Source organism: Liquorilactobacillus sp. (assembly GCF_047719775.1).
Classification (GTDB): Bacteria; Bacillota; Bacilli; order Lactobacillales; family Lactobacillaceae; genus Liquorilactobacillus.
Window position 1 is genome coordinate 1 of record NZ_JBDNTS010000025.1, and the last position, 21332, is coordinate 21332.

Consider the following 21332-nt stretch of genomic DNA (forward strand, 5'->3'; position numbering starts at 1 on the left):
TTATACTAAATCAGAGTCTCTATTTAACTTGTACACTTTTTATTCTAGGCCCAAACTGCGTAGTTATCAATAGCTCCGACTTTCTTTATTAATATTTCCCCAATCAAAAAAACTTCGGCTGAAAAAGTTGTCAAGACAAAGCCCGAAGTTTCTTTTTGTTACTAATTTCTGTAAATTACAATATCTCCAACACAATTCAAAATTACTTAAATGGATTCCAAAAACGTCCATTATTGACTTTAAATAATGTGATTCCGATGATTACAATTAAAAGAATCAAAAAAAGTGCTAGATAATCCGCCATTTTGAAGCGGCGTGCCATATACCATGTGCGTTTGTTATGCCTTCCAAACCGTCTTAACGACATTGCCTGACTAACAGTCTCAATTCGATCCAAGCTAGTAAAAATTAACGGCAAAATAATCTGAATCGCACCCTTTGCCTGTGTCATCAGATTCGCTTTCTTAGAAATCTCATAACCACGTGCCTGCTGTGCTAAGCTGATAGTCCGGTAATCCCGCTGAACATCTGGGATATATCTTAACGTAATTTCCACTGAATAGCTGATTCGATAAGAGATTCCAATCTTATTAAGACTTGCTGCAAACTCGCTTGGTTCGGTAGTCAATAAGAAGACCAAGGCGAGTGGCACAGCAAAAGTGTACTTTAGCATCACATTGAAGAGATAGAGCAGTTCTTCCCAAGACAAGTTAAAAAAATGATTTGGGTCTCCAAATATCATGTGCTGGCTCCCATAAATGGACATTCCATAACTTGGTGAGAAAACATACACTAAAATAATATTGAAAATTGCAAAGGCTATGATTACCTTCAAAATAAAAGAAATCTCGCTAAATTTTATTTTTGATTTCCAAAATAAAATTACTGAAAACAAAAAGATACCTAAAAGAAACCGTGTATCAAAAGTCAGCATTCCAATGATCGATAAGCTGACAAAGCCAATTAATTTGGTGCTGCCACTCAAGCGATGCAAGAATGTATCCCGTTCGTTGTAACCGACAAAGAGATTTTTTGCCATTATCTTGCCCGCCTTTCTGATTCAATGAATTTTGCGACAAAATCATCTGCAGACGGCAATCCAAAGCGCTGAGCCAGTGTATACAGACTCGTTTTTGCAAGGGACGCACGCTGCAATACATCAGCATTAGTCAAGACCTTGGCTGGTATATCATCCATAATAACATGACCAGCATCCAAGACAATTGTCCGCATAGTGTACTCAAGCATTAGATGCATGTCATGGGTAATCAGAATAATTGTCAGATCCTTATCTGCACAGACCTTCTCCAAAAAACTCATTATTTCAGTATAGTGTCTGAAATCCTGACCGGCAGTTGGCTCGTCAAGAATCAGCATCTCTGGATCAAGTACAAGAATTGATGCGATTGTAACTCGTTTCTTCTGTCCAAAGCTGAGCGCCGATATTGGCCAGTGCCGCATCTCATACAGACCACAGATTTTCAAAATTTTATTGACACGCCCCTGAATTTCTTTGCTTGCTATCTGGCGCAATACTAGCCCAGAAGAAACCTCTTCAAAAACAGTTGTCTTAGAAATCATTTGGTTAGGATCCTGCAGAATATATCCAATTTTTTCAGCCCGTTCTTTGACAGACAGTTCAGCCATATCTTCTCCGGCAAATAATATTTTGCCATTAGTTGGCGTCAAGAAACCTGTAATCAAGCTACTTAGCGTCGACTTACCTGTACCATTCTGACCTACAAGGCTGATCATTTCACCTCGATGAACAACCAGATTCACATTATCAATCACATTCTTGCCATCATCATAGGCGAATTTTATGTTCTGCAGCTCCAACAAGTTTGACTTTTTCTCATCTGCCTGATTCAACTTAACATCTCTCGTCCATGACTTTAAACTCTTAGCAATTGCAGGATTTGTTATTGTTTCAGCATGACTAATTTGTTGACAATCTGCTATTGCAATCCCAGCACGTCTTAGAACACTCAAGTATAGCGGTTCTCTTAGTCCAAGCTCAATAACTTTTTCAGATACAAGGATTCTATCTGGTTTATCATTTGCGACAATCTCACCATCTTGCAATACTACAAGTCGATCAATATTGGCATGCAAGGCCTCTTCAATTCGATGTTCAATAATTACTACCGTCAAATTCTGCTTTGTTGCCAAATCATTGATTAGTTCCATTGAAGCAAGTCCAGCTGCCGGATCAAGACTAGCGAGTGGTTCATCAAATAATAAAATTCGACTTTCATCAATCAAGACGCCACCCATTGCAACTCGCTGTTTCTGTCCACCAGAGATTTCTTGCGGTGAGTTCTTCAACAGTTCATTTAGTTGCAGCGTTTTTGCCCACTTGGTAACCGCACTTCGCATTTCAGCTTGCGGTACCTGATCATTTTCAAGTGAAAACGCCATGTCTTCAGCAACAGTTAAGCCAACAAACTGGCTGTCAGAATCTTGCAGGACAGTTCCAACATCAAAAGATAAATCAAATAATGAACTGTCCGCAACCTCCTTGCCATTCACAATACATGACCCGCTGATCGTCCCCGGATAAGCATGTGGAATCAGTCCATTGATGACACGACCCAACGTTGACTTGCCAGAGCCTGATGCACCGGCTATCAAGACTTTCTCACCAGGATAAATATCAAGATCAATATGTTTCAATGTATCTTCAGCCTGCGAATCATATTTGAATGAGAAATCCTTGAAACTAATTAGTGGTTCTGCCATCTCACTTTTCCTTCTTCAAGCTGCCACGTTTTGTTCTTGTTTTTGCATATAATATCAAAAGAATTGTCCCAATAATTGCAACAGAAGCACTGTTCAACAACCAAGTTACAACTCCTTGAAGATATACCTTACTTGCTGGTTCATGATAAATCAAAATATCACCCGTTGGAGCAAGCAAAACCCAACCAATAAAATTAACTACAATCTGGTATACATTAAAAAGAACTAATTTAGCAGCTGAGATCTTGCCACTTTGGATGTCTAATTGACGCTTGAATAACCCAAAAGCTACCCCAACCAAACCATCAACGATGACCCATGTCCACCAAGGCGAACCATAAGTAACAAAGTCATTTAAAGAATGGCCGATAAACATCGCTAATCCAGCCGCAACTGGTCCATAGATTGCAGCTAATAATGGCAAGAACCCTTCAGCTACATTCACCTGTGTATTTGAAATACCTGTTGGAATGGCAATGAACTTCATTAAGACAAAGATAATTGCAGCACCAATCCCTGTAGCTACAACGGTTTGAACAGACCTATTCTTGTTTGACATTAGTAATACATCTCCTTAATTAATAAATTATTTATTGCTCTTAAAATCGACTGCAATAAAAAAAGCACCCCTTCAATGAAAGGGCGCTCAAGCGCGGTACCACCAATCTTCAGACCATACTGGTCCCTTATAATATCTAAGATATCAATCAATAACGGTTTTAACCGGATAATGGCTTATTACTGATCAACTCACCATCTCAGACTTCTAAAGAACCATATTCGCCTCCAGACCTGCATCGCTTCTCAGCTACCGCGACTCTCTTGTGAAAATCCGAAGATTACTCATTCTCTCACAGTCAATATTAAGAATTCAATGATGTAATTTTACAATAAATAATTAGTAAAATCAATAATGATTACTCTAATAACCTGCATCCAGATCAACTAAATTGTGTAATTGCTCGTCTGCTAAGTACCTCTCAAGATTATCATCAAATAAAGGAAGAAGCTCCTCCTTAAAATGTGCCATTAAACCTGAAATATGAGGTGTTGATATAATTTTAGGCGAATGCCACAGTGGTGAATCCTGCTTGAGCGGTTCTTCTTCAAAGACATCCAGATATGCACTCTTAATATAGTCATCAGCTAATAGGTGTTCTAAATCAGAGGTAACCACTGAGGTTCCGCGACCAACATTAATGAAAGAGTATCCTGGATTAATTTTCTTCAAACTGTCTTTATTAAAAAATCTATTGGTAGATTTGGTTCCAGGAAGAATATTGATAACATATGCAGCATCATACTTATCCTTAGTCGCTTCAAATTCGTCCATTCTGATAATCTCATCGAAATCAGCTGCCAATTGAGTATCTGCGCCGTGACGATTGACACCAATTGTTTTCATCTCAAAGAAATGGCAGTAGCGTGCGATCTCCTTGCCAATATTACCTGTTCCAAAAATCAGCACAGTCTGTTCAGAAGTCTCATAGACCTCTGGCTCATCCCACATTCCTGGATTCTTGATAACAGGTCTTAATCCACGATTTTCAATCAGCAAATATGCCGCAACAGTCTCGGCAATATAACGTGAATGTAGGCCAGAAGCATTTGTCAGCTTAATCTTGCATTTTGCAAACTCTTCTAGTGGAAAATAATCGACACCAGCCGACTTTGCTTGAACCCACTTGAGTTTCTTGCTTTTAAGCAATTCATCCGCTTGAGATACTTTCCATCCCAGAATAATTTCCGCGTCCAGATAATCGCCTGGGTCTGTTGTAAATTCAACAGTTGGATACTTAGTCCGCAGTTGTTCCACCTGTGTATCTTTTAAGTTCACAAGTATAAGTGCCTTTTTCATTAAGAATCCCTCCAAAATTATGATAGAGAAAATATGACTTCATGTGATATAGCTCCATTAATTGCAGATAACAATCTTGCCAATCGTGCGATTAGTCTCAATCATCTTATGTGCCTTGCGCAAGGTTGCTGCATTGACTGTATGCAACACTTCCGTCACGGTCGATTTGAGGACACCATCATTCAGCATTGTTGAAATCCGTTCAAGAATCTCATGCTGCGAGATCATCTCCGGCAGCTGGTAGAAAGACTTGGTATACATCCATTCCCATGAAAAAGTGACACTTTTAGGTTTCAATAACCCCAGATCAAGTGGTGCCTGATTGCCTGTGATTGAAGTAATTCGTCCATTAGGCTTAATCATTTCTGCCATCTCTGCCCAATGTCCATCGATATCGCTAAGCTGCAAGATATAATCAACCCCAGCAATTCCCTTTGCTTTTAACTGAGTTGGCATGTCAACTCTGTGATTAATCGTATCAGCTGCACCATGTGCCAATGTCCAGTGAATTGTCTCTTCTCTCGATGCGGTTGCAATAACCTTAAGTCCTGCCCAAGCAGCAAGTTGGGTAGCAATCGACCCCACTCCACCGGCACCATTGATGATCAGAATCGTTTTCTTTGCATTTTCAATTCTATTAGTTCTTGATATCTGAAGCTTCTCAAATAATGCTTCCCAAGCCGTTAATGAGGTTAGCGGCATCGCAACACTTTGCTGCTGGGTCAACTTCCTTGGTGCAAGTGCAACGAGGCGCTCATCAATCAGCTGATATTCTGCATTAGACCCTGGGCGATCAACTGCGCCAGCATAGAAGACACGCTCTCCCTTTTCGAACAAACGAACTTCACCACCGCAATTAACAACTTCACCAAGCGCATCCCAACCAAGAATTTTCGGATGACTCTCATCCAGCTGTTCCTTTTCATTCTTACGAATACTAATATCAACTGGGTTCACTGCAATTGCCTCTATCTTAACTAACAAGTCGCGACCATTAGGCGTTGGTTTGATTGTCTTGAAATCAAATAAGCTTTTTTCGTCAGATATCGGCAAATGTTCTGTGTATCCAACGGCATTCATCATTTCAACCATAATTATCTGCACTTCCTTTTCAGTAACTATACCCTTATATTGCAACTTTACTTACAATTTAGCAACTTTAACTGGCTGCTTTCTGCGCAAATAACAATCTAAATTATTCAATTATTTTAGAAACAGCTCAGTTTGTGCCGGAACAGTCTTGGCTAAAACTTTCCCACCTCTGATATTGTAGAGAACCTCTGCGTGTTTGTTCAATACATTGTAAAAGTCTGCTCCATTTAACAAAATACAATTTGCTGGCAAACCAACTTTGATTCCATACTTTTCACTAATATTCAGAGTCTTAGCTGCATTATAGGTCACATAATTATATGAAGATTGCAACTGCTCATACCCCATTAACTGTGCGGCATAGACACCCATATGGACTGGGTCCAACATGTTCCCATTGCCTAAGGGACTCCAAGGATCCTGCACATCATCTTCACCAAAAGACACGTTGATTCCCGCTTCTGACAATTCCTTGACACGTGTTAGTCCACGCCGCTTAGGATATGTATCAAAGCGTCCGCCTAAGTGCATGTTAACCAGTGGATTAGAGACAAAATTCATTTCTGCCATCTTCAATAACCTGAATAACTTATAGGTATATGCATCGTTGTATGAACCCATGGCTGTTGTATGACTTGCTGTCACACGATTCTTCAATCCTGACTCATACGCCAAGGTTGCAAGAACTTCAAGATTCCGTGTCGCGGGATCATCGATCTCATCACAATGGACGTCAACCAATGTATCATATTTTTCTGCCAAGCCGACCAGATACTTGAGTGAATCGGCACCATAAAAATGATTGAATTCATAATGCGGAATCCCACCGACAACATCTGCACCTTCCTTGAGAGCTTGCTCCAATAGTTCCTTACCATTTGGAAATGACAGAATACCCTCTTGCGGGAAGGCCACCAATTGTAAGTTAACAACATCTTTTAACTCTTCTCTAAGCTCCAATAATGCTTGTAGGGCAATCAAGTTAGGGTCTGTCGTATCCACATGGCTGCGAACAAATTGAATTCCAAATTTAATCTGCTGATAGATTGTTTTGCGCGCACGTTCCTTAACATCTCGAATGGTTAAGCTCTTTTTGCGCTCCGACCAGATTCTAATTCCATCAAAGAGAGTGCCTGTCTGATTCCATTCCGGCTGCCCCGCTGTCAGAGTTGCATCTAGATGGATATGCGAATCAATAAAGGGAGGCAACAATAAATGACCTCCGCCATCAAGCACCTCTTCTCCTGCCTTTGGCTGTAATTTGGCTGCAATCGCTGCAAATTTACCATCTTCAATCCGGATACTTTTCAATTCCTGCTGATTGTCAATATGAACATTGCTGATTAGCATCTAATCTCTCCTTTTCTCCATAAATTTCATCAAAATATAATATAATACCGCACTAAGCAGCATATCAATAAACGTTGCCCCAACTGTGATGTTTAAAAAAGTAATTTTTTGTAAAACAAAGAAGAAGGCTGCACCGATTATCCATGTGATAACCGCAAGCCAGTTAATCCCGCCATGATACCAGTATCTTCCATTTTGCTTTGTTAATTCATCTACTTGATATTCTTTTTTCTTCAAAATATAAAAATCTACTATGATAATGCTGATGATCGGACCAAGCACCATTCCGATATAATCAAGAAAAACAGTGAAGGCATCTAAGAAACTACCCAAAATCATTGGGATAAAAGTCACAATCGTAGCCAGTACAGCAACAATCCAGAGGGAAATCTTCAAACTCAACTTTGGAAAAACATTTGAAAGAGCCGAACCTGCGGCCATCAAATTAACAGCATTTGCAGTCATACTGGTTAAAATAATAACAAGCAGCGCAATGATTCCCAGACCCAATTTACTTGCTATTGTGCTGGGATCAGAGTTATTCGGGTCATATGCACCTGAAGCAACTGCAATGCTGATTGTTGCAACCAAACCAATAAATGCAAACCATAGAACCCCAATTAATGCACCTGCAAAAGGAATTGTGGTTGAACCGCTCTTCTTCTTCGTAAAACGAGTAAAATCAGCACCAGCAGTTACCCAAGCAAGGTTGAAAGCTGCGACTGTATCGATTGCTGCACCAATGTTCATCTTGAGCTTACTTGGCACATGCCATGCAGCAATCTGATCAAGTGACACCGTCTTAAATACAACGATTGATTCCCAAAATACAAAAATAAATACTAGAACTATCCCAATCCGTTCAATCAATTGAACAGAGCGTGAACCACTTGCAATACTGATAATATGTAGAACGCTCATTACTGCAATTCCTAGGAACATCCCGGTATTGCCACCAGAGTGTCCAAATAATGGCAAGCCCATTAGATCATGTAAGAGATAACTAACCGATGTAGCAGCAATAAAAGTATTGACCGCAGTCCATCCAATAAATTGTGTAAAATTAATCAATGATGGCAAGAAGCTTCCCCGAATTCCAAACGAGGCCCGACTGATACCCATTGTTGAAACACCCGTCTTGTAACCTATGAAACCAATCAATGATAAGAAAAGATACGATAAAGCCGATGAGAACACCAAAACATTTATTGCAGCAAAAAAGCCGCACGCTGCAAGAACTCCCCCAATATACCACGTACCATTATTAGCATTTGCACCCACCCATGTTGCAAACATATCCCAAGATGATGTCCGGCGTTCCTCAATGGAAACACTTAAAAGCTTTTCTTTATTATTGTTCATTTGATTCTCGCTCCCCTTCTTAATTTCCTAACAACAAAGTATATTATAATATTACTAATTAGAGAAGAAGTTCTTGCTGTATATTCTTTTATTTCTTTTTTAGATTGAAATTTGCACTCATTATCTAAGAATGGGGCTGGATCAAAAGTTAAATTTTGATTCAGTTCTCTATTTATTCCGTATAAACGTGTTTCATAAGTCAAAACTCTCCGTCTAACTTCGAATTACTCATAGCAAAGTGTCTGCTATGTTCGTAATTTCGAGTTAGTACTCAAATTTTCCCAACTTATGGCACACTCCCTTATGGAAAATCCTTGGATAGAGTCAAACAAAAGAGCTAGACCAAAATGTTTCCTTTGGTCCAACCCTCTCATGAAATATTAAAATTTATGTTAACGTGCTGTTGTTTTTGTTTATCCTAATCTTAATTATGTTAATTCATTAATGAATGTTTGCGACCGTATGTGAAGTAAAGAACCATCCCAATTGCAAACCAGACAAGGAACCTTAACCAAGTTTCCCAGTTTAGTCCGGCAACCAAAACTAAACAGAAAATAATAGCAATAATTGGAGTTACAGGAACACCTGGTGCACGGAACCCACGATGAAGTTCTGGTTGTGACTTACGCATCCAGAGAACACCTGCAGAAACTAAAATAAAGGCTGTCAAGGTACCAATATTTACAAGTTCTGATAAAATATTCAGGTTGATTAATCCACCTGCAATGGCTGTAATAATGCCGAAGAACCAAGTTCCCTTGAATGGTGTCTTATACTTCTCATTAACTTCACCGAAAAACTTAGGAAATAATCCATCACGCGACATTGAATAAGTAATTCTTGATTGACCATAAAGTTGAACTAAAATAACAGTTGTCATACCTAGAATTGCACCGATACTTACAATAATTGATAACCATGTCTGACCTGTCGAAGCAAGTACCGCTAAGATGGGAGCATTCAGATATTTACTGAATACAGTGTATTTAACAACACCTGTCATGATTAACGTCATGATAATATAGAGTACCGTAGAAATCAAAAGTGAAATCAAAATACCACGTGGCAACGTCTTGCTTGGATTGATTGTTTCTTCAGCACTTGAAGCAACAGAATCAAAACCAATAAAAGCGAAGAACACGATTGATGCTGCCGGAATAATCCCGGCTTTCGCACCAGCATGTGTTGAGAACCAGCCATAAGGTGAGAATGGTACCCAATTATGTGGCTTGATATACCAAACGGTACATACAATAAACAATACAATAACAGCAAGCTTCAGAATAACCATTGTATCATTAACACGTTTGGTTGAATTAATCCCAATCGAGATAATCCAAGTAATTAAGATAACGATTAGGAATGCTGGCAAGTTGAATAATGTATTGACACCAGGTGTTGTCCCAGCGGCTGCAGTAAGAACGGTCGGTATGTGAATCCCCATATTGTCCAAGAGGTTAACAAAATACCCAGACCACCCAACTGAAACCGTTGCGGCACCTAATGCATATTCCAAAATCAAATCCCAACCAATGATAAAAGCAACAATTTCACCAAATGCTACATAGGAATATGTATAAGCCGAACCAGCAACGGGAGCAATTGATGCAAATTCTGCATAGCACAGACCAGCAAATCCACAACAGATAGCGGCAATTAAAAATGATAAAGACAATGCAGGACCAGCTGTTAAAGCACCCTTACCTGTTAAAACAAAAATCCCTGTACCAATAATAGCGCCAATTCCTAGAAATGTCAGATCCACAGTGCGCAGTGTACGTCTAAGAGGAGTTACCCCACTTGTAAGCTCTGCTACACTTTTCTTTCTAAAAACACTACTCATACAAACATCACCTTTCATTTGATGTATTAATGATTTTATAATCATATTCTTAGAATGTCAATTTTATCGCTATATTTCATGTCCGCTTTTGTAACATGATTCTGCTGATTTGAACTTTTTTTCTTGCTTTCAAAAGTTAACTGTACTATTTTTATGTATTTTCTTAATGTAAGCGCAATATTGTTTAGTTTCAAGAAAACTAATTTTATTTTTTTAAACTACTTTAATCTCTATTTTTTCAACAATCTAGAATGCTCTTCTAACGAACTGAGTCATAAATCGGATTTTAAATTCAGTCTCATTATTAATTCCGAATAAACATACTCCATGGGTCAGAATTCTCTAGGTAACTGTGGATTATTCATGGCAAAGCACACTCTAAGTTCGGATTCTCAAAAAAATAAAATCAGGTTAACATTTTTAGTTTTGCTTTCGTTTGTATAAGTGTAAGCAGCTGCAGCACTTACAAAATAAAACTGGAGGTGTTTTACATGAGTAAAGCATGGGTTAAATCAAGTATCGCAACAACAGGTGTCAGTGCAGATGGCTCAGAAATTAAGCATTCTTTTAATAATCTTAAAGACGGTTTAACAGAAGCGAACATTATTGCTTTCACCGCAATCTTAAATACTTTGCTGGCTGATGAGATCTCAGAAACAAAGCTTACCACCATTGAAAAAGTTGCAAAATAACTTCAAAGGTACTAAATAAAAATTAGGAGGAATTCAAATGAAACAATTAGACATGGTTTTTGGCAGTCAATCTGGTAAAACAAAGAATCACTTCCGTCTTAGTTATGCAAATAGCGATCTGAACAAAGAAGTCATTCAAAAAGCAATGACAGATTTAGCTGAACTTGGGATTTTTATCAATAAGACTGGCGAACAACTCTATACGACACCAATCTCTGCAAAATATGTAGAAACAACGAATACACCGATTTTCGAATAATTAGGTAAAACCTGACATATAGGAATATTACAAAATAAAACATCACAGTAAGAAAATGAAAAGTCTTCTTACTGTGATGTTTTGTTTTAATTAAATTTAGAATGCTACACTAAATTCAGACCATTCTATTTTGTTCAATTCATTAATAATTTTTGCACTTTGAAATTCAATTGATGAAACATTTCCGTTGATATCTGAAATCAAATACGGGTCATACCTCTTTCAGACCTAGTGAACGATATTTCTCAATAATAATTGAATACCTTCTTTTTTCAATCATGCACTACAATTCAAAATATGTCTGTAATTCATAATTAATGCTCCAATTCACCTGTTGGCACTCTCACTTAACCTAATACGCAGCAAGCAACAAATAAGCAGCAAGTCCAAAGGCGGCAAAAGCAATTAGAATCCGCAACAAATGAATATTGACATGCCGTACAATAATCGGTCCTACATAACCACCAGCAAGCAATCCTATACCCATTGGAATCACATAGTGCCATGCAATATGTGACTTAAAGATAAAGATGCAAGTTGCAGTTAAATTCCCGACAAAAGTTATTACGTTCTTCATTGCATTTACAATATGAAATTCTTCATCTGTAATTGCCGAGAGAATTGCAAGAAATAACACACCGCCGGCTGCTCCAAAATAACCAGTGTATCCCCCAACTAGAACTATACAAATTGCACTAATAATCAGCTTCCATGTACCTTGTGAGTTCTTACTTCCAGCCAGACTACTACCATCAATCGCTTTCTTCTTACGACTAGACAGCAACAAAAGAACTCCCGCACCAAAAATAAAAAATGGCACAACTTTCTCAAATGATGCAGATGGCAAATGCAACAGTAAGTAGCTTCCACCCACACTTCCAATCAGCGACAAAACAATAAAGAATGATAATTTCTTCCAGTGTCCCTTCAATTCCTTGGATGAAGAGATTAGTGAACCAATTCCCGAAAAAATCAATGCGGTTGTATTAGTAACATTGGCAATTACCGGAGGAACGCCTACTATTAACAGCGCTGGATAAGATACTAATGATGCTAACCCTGCCACAGACTGCAGCAAACCGGCAAGAAAACCTGCAATTACTAGAAATATAATAATCCAAAACATAATTACCTTACACCTTTCTCTCTTACAATTATGAATCTTTACCACTTATGGCCTGAATCTCAGAAGATGTACTATTGCGCAGAATCAGAAACCATGCTTCGTAAACTAAGGCTGTCCCCTATATTATTAGTAACAACACGTCCTTTTCCTTCTCTCTTAGCTTGGTAAAGTGCATCATCAGCAGCTCTCACAGCGGCATAGATTGAGTCAAATTTACGTGCATCTGAAATACCCGCAGAACAAGAAACACGCATTTCTTTTCCTGAATTGGTTTTATACTTATTTGCCTGTAAGAAAATAATGAAGTCGTTTAATTTTATATGAGCCATTTCAACAGGTGTGTTCTTAATCAGAATACAAAATTCTTCACCGCCGAAGCGATAAACAGTTACATTAGTATCATTATTTTTTCGCATATAATTCAGCAGCTTTTTCGCAAAACTCTCAAGAAACCTATTTCCCTCGTCATGTCCGAATTCATCATTGAACTTCTTAAAATTATCAAGATCCAGCATTGCAGCAAGATAATTCTTATCAGAAGATTCATCTATAGTATTCAAATTATTTCTGAATTCCCGATAATTATAAAGACCTGTCAATTTATCGTGAGCTTTCATGTACTCCAGCTCACTTATCCGATTTTTCTTCTGCTCGATTTCTCTAAAGAAAATATATGAAAACCAAATAATAAGCAGACATCCTAAAAACACCTTCAAAAACTTCGCCACAGTGTAAAAATGAATATCAAAACTACCCGTAGCAGGATTCATCGTTAATAAACTGATTAAAATCAAAGTCCCGCTGTACCGATAAAGCTGTACAGTGAACGACTTGTTTAAAAAAGCATTCATCGCTAGAAAGACAAGCAACACAGCAATACAACTCAATATGCAAAATAAAGGTGTAAATTCACCGATATTGTACAAAAATAAGTTGATCACAATTGGTGTAAACAAACCTGTCATCAATGCAAATTTACGAGAAATCATGAAAGTAGCGATGCTGATTGTATACTGAAAGCAGATAAAACCAACGGTATTGTATGTTATATATGCAATAAAATATTCCTGTACAACGAACAAAAAAAGCAATGCAGCATATTTGAAAAGTGAATGTACTTTCTGCATCTCTTCGCTTTCACTTAACACGTACAACTCATATATAAAGCCAACAATCGATGTAGGAATCAATACCATAACAAACAATATACTGAGCATATAAATTATCACAACCTTAATTTAATGTCTTAAAAGTATAAACTAACTTTAACTAAGTCAGAATTTAGAAACCAGATTACTACAAGCTTACCTGCTAAAGTCTGTACTTTCCTTAGCCAGCAGACCATCTACCTCAGTATCTTCACTATTTTGACCCACAGTAATATTTTCATAGCCCGTAACAAAACCATTGCTCATTAGCGCAACTGTGTAATCACCTGCAGGCAGACTAAGATGGTATTCGCCATTCTCATCAGTAACGCTGCTTGCTACAGGTTCACTTATCGTATTATCAGCACCCGCCCTAAAAGATAGCGACGCTCCAGCAATCTTCGCGCTTGTCACTGAATCCTTAATAACTCCATGAAGATTAGAAACATTCAAAGACAATTCAGTGTCATGCTTCAACCCTTCTGTATCAATATTACCGAGTACTGCATTCGCAGATTGGTACCCGCTTGCTGTAACCGTACTCTGATAATTACCACTTGGCAGTTCTAGCACATATTCGCCGCTAGCGTTGGAGACTGTCCTATAAGTAGCACCAGTTGCTTCATTGACCAAGGTTATTTGTGCATTCTGGATTCCCGTTTGCTTCGAAGCATCTAGTATACGACCACTGATACTAGTCTTGTCTGCGTTGACAATGTTTACGGTAAGTTGCCCCTTACTATTAACAAGATGTCCATTTGAAGAAGCATCCAAAAATGCAAGATTGGCACTCGTTTCAGGCACAGCCGCCGCATTCGCGACCACTTCATATACACCGCTTGCTAATTTTGTAACCGTGATTGGACCATTCTCATTAAGAGTTAAGTCAGTGTTACCACTACTATAATCTGGCAAATACAGTATCTTTTTTTCTCCCGGAGCCAAAGTTATGTCGCTTACATTGTCTGCTGTAGCAGTATTTATCTGCATATCAGCCGTTTTAAAAATGGGAACATCATCTGCTGAACTATATGACCTTTCCAAAAATGGGCTCTCAATCTCATCACTATAATGACTACTTTGAGTCTCGTTCGCAGCAGCATCTACATTCTCACTAAAGCCTGAGCAAGCATTTATGTTGAGCAGTTCGCTTCCTGCCATTGAAATACTTGGGGCAGCTGTGACACCCAAGCTTAGGCTCAACGAATCTGTGCCACCAGACAAATTAACAGCGACAGTATGACTAGCTGTTTTCGTCAGTTTGTCACCGTTGATTTGCAAATTTACGCTTGAAGTATACTCACCTGTGACATTTACACTGTGTTCCTTAACGGATTGCAAAGATTCATTTAGGGTTAACGGTACCGTAACGGATAAAAAAGGAAGATCAGTTGTGATCGTTGCAGTGCCGATATCATAATTTTGGGAATTTGTTCGACCTGCGCTGATACTCCCTTGAACTTTGGCAGTCGTCTTAAACGATGCTGCAATCTGCTTTGTCCCACTTGTGTTTGAATAATCAATCTTCAGGGATGGTGTCAGCCCTACTTCCACATTGAATGTGCTGCCTTGTCCATCATTGACTACTAGACTGTTCTCATTCTGATTGTCATTGCCATCATTATTGTTGCGACTTGCAACTTGTGTGTTGGGCGTGACCTTCACTGTACCAAAACTCCCATAACTTCCTGAATGAATTTCTTGAAAGATTGAAGTCATGGCTAGCGGTGTACCATTTAAAATTGTTTTGTTATTCTCATATTGAACACTGGTTACCTCAATAGCCGCTGCTGTCAAATGATTCAGACTCTCATCTGCAAGTACAATATCACCAGCGTATACATTCTGTATTCCGTTGACAATAATGCTAGTGCTGCTTGCCGAAGATACCTCAGATTCTGGAAAATAAATAACATTTGAATTAAGCTGCACATAACCGGAAGAAGATTCACTTTTGAATGTTCTTCCGAGTTCAATTATGCCATCATCATTGACAACACTCTTAGTAGCACCAGTTGTAATGCTGCCGAGCTGCATCCCATTCGAAGTGGTCAAAGTATAGTTTTGGTTACTTAATAAATGCACAAAAAAATCGCCTTCTCCATCCGTAGAAAGCTTAATCTCTTCAGTCGAGCTTTTAGCATATACAACTTGGTCGCTCAAAGCTGCCCCACTTTTCTGTGATAAAACACCAGCGATTGTTATGCGAGCACTGTTATCATCTACACTACTCGCCAATTTAGCCGGACTCGACAGTGCAGTACTGCTTATAGCAGCCGTCGGTGTTTTTTCTTCTTGCAGTTTTGCTAACTTATTACTGTTCCGTAAAACAAGAGATGTTCCTTGCTTCTCCAAACCCTTTTTGGTCAGAATTGTTGAATTATTAGCCTGTTTATTAGCGTTCGTTATCTGATTTGTTTTTTGGTTAGCCAACAAGAGCGCAAAAAGCGAACCAAATAAAATAACTACTATCCCCAAACCCCATCTTTTCACCCGTTAATCCCCTTTTATTAAACCTTTAATTCTTTTTTATTATAGTTGGAATAGTACTCATAACACAAGTTTAATTTAAACAAAACTATTATTAGATTTCGCAAGCAGGACAGATAACTTGTGCTCGTCCCGTTCTTTTTGCTAAGTACAGGGCCATATCCGCTTCTTTTACTGCCTGATCAATTTCGTTAAATTCTTTTGCTTCAGCAACGCCACCAGAAAATGTCACTGCAACTATTTGTTTATTATCTGTCAAGAAGTCCTTTGCAGTAAGTTCTTCTTGGAAACGCAACATCAGTGCAAAACATTCTTCAATATCCCGATTTTTAAATAAGATACAGAATTCCTCTCCACCAAAGCGGTATACCTCAACATTTTTTGGGCAATTTCTATTGAAAAAAATCTTTAAGCTGGTTGAGAAGAACTTGATAACATTATTTCCTTCTAAATGTCCATAGGTATCGTTAATTTGTTTAAAATTATCAATGTCTAGCATAACTACAACATGATGTCGTGGCTTTTCCTTCTTATCACCAGTCAGATAATCAGCAAAAGAATCATAATTCAGCAAATTGGTTAATCCATCATACGTTGCTTCATATCTGAGCTCTAGTATTTGAACTTCTTTGCGTTGTAATGCTGCCGAATAACCATAGACAAAGCTCAAAATAATGACTGACCCAATTAAAATTGGTACATAAACATCTGACATACTTGTTCCAAGAGAACTTCGCCACTGCGCACCTATCAAGACCGGTGACACAATATTGGCTATAACCAGCGAAGTAGCGTATTTCGAAAATAGGTCAATATCAACCAAAAAGTTAATCAGTTCACAAAAAATAATGGAAGCAACCATCAGTACGAAGACATACTGAATCGTCGCCGGAGAATATATTCCATTCACTAGTTCTACAAGCATTAGGACTGGCGGCATCAATGCAAAAGCAAGGTATCCTCTAATTCTACCATCAAGAAAAAAGGCGGTAATTCCAACCACATATTGGAAACATATAATCTCAAAATAGAAATAGGTAAGACTTTCCACTACAAAATAGAAAGTACCTAAGAAAAAATAGAAGATAATGTCAGCCCAGAGTTGATGCTCTAGGGAAACGACATATATTCTAAAGAAATAGTACTTGCAGAATAAAAAACAGATTGTAATTAGCGGAGCGATGAAACCCAAAATAAATATCTCTAGCATTTTATATTCAACCACCCAAAAAAATCCTTAAAAGTATTATGCAGTTAAAAAGCTAACACCCCATTAAGTTAACTTTCATTTTATCTACTACACAACAAAAACTCAAACTTTATCTTCTCTTCCCTTTATGCCTAACCATTATAAATTTTATTCCGAAAACATTTCCTTGAAACCAATGCACCATTTTTGCAATTTATTTAAAAATAAAATACCAACATTGAAAAGGTAAACTTTGACTAAACGTAGGAAAAGGCTGATTCAAAATATACCGAATCTCAAAAACTAATCTTGAAACAGCCTTTCTATATTAATACGAACAAGCATGTTTCCTCATTTAATTAAGATTTTGGATAGTATCAGAATCAGCTCATAATAAATAATATAATGACTTGCAACTTACTGCCACTAATACTATCATATTTTAATACCTAAAACTACTAAACAAAAGAAATCTTTTCTAAATATTTAATTTGCAAATTTAGTGATATATTATCTTCAACAAAGCAAACTTTTTTTAATTTATATGAGCATTCACATTGATTAGCCAATTAAATTTATATTGAAAAAATAAGCATCCATTTCATCTAAGAAACAAATACTTACTCCACTTATACTATACTTTTTCTAAAAAAGCCAAAATTTTTTCCGTTTATCTTTAAATTGCGAGTAGTCTCTCGCAAAAACTGGCAATCTATTGAGCAGATTCTCAGCATTTCCTTCAAATTCATCTACCTTAGACTGTCCAAGTTGATTACGTAACTTCAAGAAAGCTTCTTGTAATGCAAAGCTTCGACCTTTCAGTGCATGGACATCAGATGCAAAAATCTGCACAAGGTTATGTTCAACGAGCTGTTCAGAGATATGCTGAACCTTCTCACCAAAACCACCGATATAACTGGTTGCCGTCAGTTGTGATAACGCCCCATCAGCAATAAAATCATATAAAAGATTCAAATTGCCTTGAATCTCATGATTGCGTTCTGGATGAACGATCACAGGAGTTGTTCCCAGCTTGCGTAATTCAAAGAATAAACGCTTAGCATATTCGGGAACAGCGCCATGAGGAAATTCAATCAGCATGTACTTCTTATCTTCATCAATTCCAAGTAAATCATCGTACTTTTCAGTCAAGTCTCCATTAATATGAACTTCCTGTCCAGGAAAAATAACAAGCGGTATTCCGTGATGGTCTAGTTCATGCTGAAAATCAGTAACGTGCTTAATTACATCATCTCGATGATTAACATAATCTCCATCCAAATGATGCGGAGTTGCCAAGATATGTGTTATTCCCTCAGCAACGGCTTGATGTGCAAGTTCTAGTGAATGTTCCAGATCAGGAGAGCCATCATCAATCCCAGGGATTAAATGACAATGCAGGTCAATAATTTTATTACTCTTTGTCAGACTTGCCGTAGTATCCGTCTCCATAATAGCCATAGTATCCACTCCCGCCTTCTTCATGAACATCATTGTAGATTGAACCAATGACATTAGCATTTACATGTTTCAATAAGTCGACAGCATGCTTCACGGCTTCCTTCTCAGTAGTGTTCTGGCGTGTCACAAGGATTGTACCCTCGACCTTGGTTGAGAGTACCTGCGCATCTGTTACTGATAATAACAGTGGAGCATCATAGATAACCAAGTCGAGTTGTTCCGAGAGCGCCTTGATTAGGAGATCCATCCGCTTTGAGTTCAATAATTCAGCCGGATTAGGCGGTACCGGCCCACTTGGCATAACGAAGAGATTCTCGATTGAAGTCTCGTAGATTGCCTGATTGACATCGAAGTCACGGTCTGTCAGATAGTTAGTCAGTCCCTTAGGATTGGCGATGCTAAAAGTTGCGTTAATAGTTGGTCTACGCATGTCGGCATCAACCAAGAGAGTCTTTAAGCCCTGACTTGCAAATGTAACTGCTAGATTCGCAGCAATCGTCGACTTACCTTCTGAAGCCATCGAGGAGGTCAAAAGGATATTGCGATACTGATGATCAGCATTAGAGAACTGAATATTAGTGCGGACTGTCTTGAACTGTTCAGCAATCACTGAACTTGGATCAGCAGCAGAAATCATCTCAACACCATTCTGCATTGAATCCATCGACAATTCTTGCTTTTTCTTCTTTTTATTTTTAAATCCAAACATTATTTTTGACCTCCTTCCTATACTCTGCGTCGTGAAAGTTTTTCACCATCTACATTGCCACCAATCACGACATTAACGACTCGACGATACTTCTTACTCTGAATATGACTAATTGCACCCAAGCTCGTAAGCCCAAGTTCTTCAACCAAGAACTTCTCATCACGAACAGTTGTATCCAACAAGTCCTTGATAACAACGATTGCAATCCCAATCAGCAAACCAACAACGATTCCAATTAATAAGTTAAGCTTCTTGTTGGGAGACACAGGTGTTGTATTAGCAGTTGCCTTAGTAACAACTGTCACATTATCAACCTTCATCATCTTCTTAATCTTCTGACTGAAGACCTTGCCGATTGTATTAGCGAGATCCGCAGCAGTATATGCATTCGTATCAGTAACGGTGACAGTCACCACTTGCGAATTTGTTTCATTAGAAATCGTTACTACCTTCTCAAGTGACTCAACTGATCCCGAATAATTATCCTTTTGGCGCAATTCCTTCACGACAGGAGCTAAGATAACTGGCTTTTGGATAACATCCTTATAAGTATTGATTGCCTGCAGATCTGCTTGCTGTACATTATATTGCAAACTCTCGTTATCCGCTTTTTGATTAACTAACAAATCAATCGACGCGCTATATTTCGGGGTCATAAATACGAAGGAGACAATCACAGCTACTATCGCACCAAGTATCCCCCATAAAATAATCCGCAGATAATTCTTCTTGAGCAAGACGAACAATTGGCGGAGGTCAATCACAGTCTCATTATTTACTTCTTCACTCATCAATCTACTCCTATACTGTTTATTTAGTCAGTTCCAATGCACTTCTTAATTCGGTCGTTACAGCGTCAACGTTCTTTTGTGGAACGACTTGAAATGAGATTCCATCAATCATCTTACCATATCCTTGAAGCTGAATCTGCTTAACTTTATCAGCAGAACGGTACTTGGTCGCAATCGTCTTCATCTCATTGAATGTGATGTCGGTCTTCATGTTGCTGGAAAGGGCTGATAAAATATTCTGATAGTTAGTGATACCTTGAACAGTCGCAATTTTTTTAACAAGTCCTTCTAACACCAGTCGCTGGCGCAATTGCCGTCCATAATCACCGCGAGAATCTTGATATCTCATTCGTGTATACGCCAGAATATTATTCTTGTTAATAGTAATTGTTCCTTTATCAAAATGATATCCTCTGCTTGTAAAATCTAAATCATTATTTACCTTAATCGAACCAAGTGCCGAAGATAACTGCACCAATCCTCCCATGTTCATCTCAATATAATGATCAATGGGAACATCCAGATAACTCTGCACGATATTCATTGCCATACTGGTTCCACCATATGTATAGGCAGAGTTAATCTTGTTCTCAAAACCATGACCGGGAATAGCAACTTCTGTATCACGTGGAATACTTACCAAAGCCGTCTTCTTCGTATTTGGATTCACCACCGCGACCATCATCGTATCAGTCCGTCCCTTATATGTACGTCCATAGTCTCCTGTATCGGTCCCCAAAAGTAAGATGGAAAATGGCTTACCATTACTGATAGTTCTTGTAGCATCTCGCTCACTTTTGTTTTTAACCTTATGATATGTAGTATCAACGGCACTCCTGGTATCGTTATACACCTTGGCAATTATTAAACCATCAATTACAAAAAATACAATAAGTAAAGCAATTACAATGCTCCAAATTTTTCTTTTTTTACTCTGATGGTGATGCCTATGACCTGATATTTTTTTTTTACGTTCAGACATATATCATATTTCCTTCCCCATTAATCTATAATTTGTTAAATAAAATATTACCATCAAATATACCAAGAACCCTGTACGTGTAACCTCAAACTACATAATTATACAAGTGAAAAACTGCTATAAACCTATAAACATTTATTGTAGCCATAAGTCCAAGTATTTGCACATTCAATTGTATCAATAAGCGTTATATAAAATTAACTTCTCTGGTAATGGATAAAAATTTTAATTATTTGAA

The 21332-nt window shown here is 38.1% G+C and carries 18 protein-coding genes; 2 read left to right on the forward strand and 16 right to left on the reverse strand.

What is annotated here, in order from left to right; all coding sequences use genetic code 11:
- Window positions 1-202: 202 nt before the first annotated feature.
- From ABF682_RS10625 to ABF682_RS10660, 8 genes are all read right to left on the reverse strand, one after another.
- Entirely contained in the window at window positions 203-1039 is an 837-nt protein-coding gene (locus ABF682_RS10625) for an energy-coupling factor transporter transmembrane component T family protein (protein ID WP_415619784.1), read from the reverse strand.
- Window positions 1039-2742 carry an ABC transporter ATP-binding protein gene (locus ABF682_RS10630; RefSeq protein ID WP_415619785.1) on the reverse strand — a complete coding sequence of 568 codons (1704 nt, stop codon included), beginning with the start codon at window positions 2740-2742 and terminating at the stop codon, window positions 1039-1041. The genes ABF682_RS10625 and ABF682_RS10630 overlap by 1 nt, the downstream gene beginning before the upstream one ends.
- 1 nt (window position 2743) lies before the next feature.
- Window positions 2744-3301: an ECF-type riboflavin transporter substrate-binding protein gene (locus tag ABF682_RS10635; RefSeq protein WP_289978409.1), complete on the reverse strand. Its 558-nt coding sequence runs from the start codon at window positions 3299-3301 to the stop codon at window positions 2744-2746.
- A gap of 363 nt (window positions 3302-3664) precedes the next feature.
- A complete protein-coding gene (locus tag ABF682_RS10640) occupies window positions 3665-4600 on the reverse strand; it encodes an NAD(P)-dependent oxidoreductase (protein WP_415619786.1) in 936 nt (311 codons plus the stop codon).
- 57 nt (window positions 4601-4657) lie between these two features.
- A complete protein-coding gene (locus tag ABF682_RS10645) occupies window positions 4658-5692 on the reverse strand; it encodes a zinc-binding alcohol dehydrogenase family protein (RefSeq protein ID WP_415619787.1) in 1035 nt (344 codons plus the stop codon).
- 111 nt (window positions 5693-5803) lie between these two features.
- Window positions 5804-7042: a cytosine deaminase gene (gene codA, locus ABF682_RS10650; RefSeq protein ID WP_289978406.1), complete on the reverse strand. Its 1239-nt coding sequence runs from the start codon at window positions 7040-7042 to the stop codon at window positions 5804-5806.
- Window positions 7043-8404 carry a cytosine permease gene (locus ABF682_RS10655; protein ID WP_415619788.1) on the reverse strand — a complete coding sequence of 454 codons (1362 nt, stop codon included), beginning with the start codon at window positions 8402-8404 and terminating at the stop codon, window positions 7043-7045.
- A 433-nt stretch (window positions 8405-8837) separates the two neighbouring features.
- Complete coding sequence (locus ABF682_RS10660; RefSeq protein ID WP_415619789.1) at window positions 8838-10247, reverse strand: amino acid permease; 1410 nt, start codon at window positions 10245-10247, stop codon at window positions 8838-8840.
- Window positions 10248-10738: 491 nt separating this feature from the next.
- Between ABF682_RS10660 and ABF682_RS10665 the strand changes: the two genes are divergently transcribed.
- Window positions 10739-10939: a hypothetical protein gene (locus tag ABF682_RS10665; RefSeq protein ID WP_289978399.1), complete on the forward strand. Its 201-nt coding sequence runs from the start codon at window positions 10739-10741 to the stop codon at window positions 10937-10939.
- A 37-nt stretch (window positions 10940-10976) separates the two neighbouring features.
- Window positions 10977-11198: a DUF2922 domain-containing protein gene (locus ABF682_RS10670; protein WP_289978398.1), complete on the forward strand. Its 222-nt coding sequence runs from the start codon at window positions 10977-10979 to the stop codon at window positions 11196-11198.
- A gap of 352 nt (window positions 11199-11550) precedes the next feature.
- Here the strand turns inward: ABF682_RS10670 and ABF682_RS10675 are convergent, their stop codons facing one another.
- From ABF682_RS10675 to ABF682_RS10710, 8 genes are all read right to left on the reverse strand, one after another.
- Complete coding sequence (locus ABF682_RS10675; protein WP_415619790.1) at window positions 11551-12324, reverse strand: sulfite exporter TauE/SafE family protein; 774 nt, start codon at window positions 12322-12324, stop codon at window positions 11551-11553.
- Window positions 12325-12395: 71 nt separating this feature from the next.
- Window positions 12396-13541: a GGDEF domain-containing protein gene (locus tag ABF682_RS10680; protein WP_415619791.1), complete on the reverse strand. Its 1146-nt coding sequence runs from the start codon at window positions 13539-13541 to the stop codon at window positions 12396-12398.
- Between the two features lie 87 nt (window positions 13542-13628).
- Window positions 13629-15965, reverse strand: a complete 2337-nt coding sequence (locus ABF682_RS10685; protein WP_415619792.1) for a carboxypeptidase regulatory-like domain-containing protein — start codon at window positions 15963-15965, stop codon at window positions 13629-13631.
- 91 nt (window positions 15966-16056) lie between these two features.
- Complete coding sequence (locus tag ABF682_RS10690) at window positions 16057-17172, reverse strand: GGDEF domain-containing protein (RefSeq protein ID WP_415619793.1); 1116 nt, start codon at window positions 17170-17172, stop codon at window positions 16057-16059.
- Window positions 17173-17796: 624 nt separating this feature from the next.
- Entirely contained in the window at window positions 17797-18612 is an 816-nt protein-coding gene (locus ABF682_RS10695) for a tyrosine-protein phosphatase (protein ID WP_415619794.1), read from the reverse strand.
- Window positions 18566-19321 carry a CpsD/CapB family tyrosine-protein kinase gene (locus ABF682_RS10700; RefSeq protein WP_415619795.1) on the reverse strand — a complete coding sequence of 252 codons (756 nt, stop codon included), beginning with the start codon at window positions 19319-19321 and terminating at the stop codon, window positions 18566-18568. The genes ABF682_RS10695 and ABF682_RS10700 overlap by 47 nt, the downstream gene beginning before the upstream one ends.
- A gap of 17 nt (window positions 19322-19338) precedes the next feature.
- The gene (locus ABF682_RS10705; RefSeq protein WP_415619796.1) at window positions 19339-20112 is read right to left on the reverse strand and encodes a YveK family protein; all 774 of its coding nucleotides are present in this window, start codon (window positions 20110-20112) and stop codon (window positions 19339-19341) included.
- Window positions 20113-20131: 19 nt separating this feature from the next.
- Window positions 20132-21094: an LCP family protein gene (locus ABF682_RS10710; RefSeq protein ID WP_415619797.1), complete on the reverse strand. Its 963-nt coding sequence runs from the start codon at window positions 21092-21094 to the stop codon at window positions 20132-20134.
- Window positions 21095-21332 lie beyond the last annotated feature (238 nt).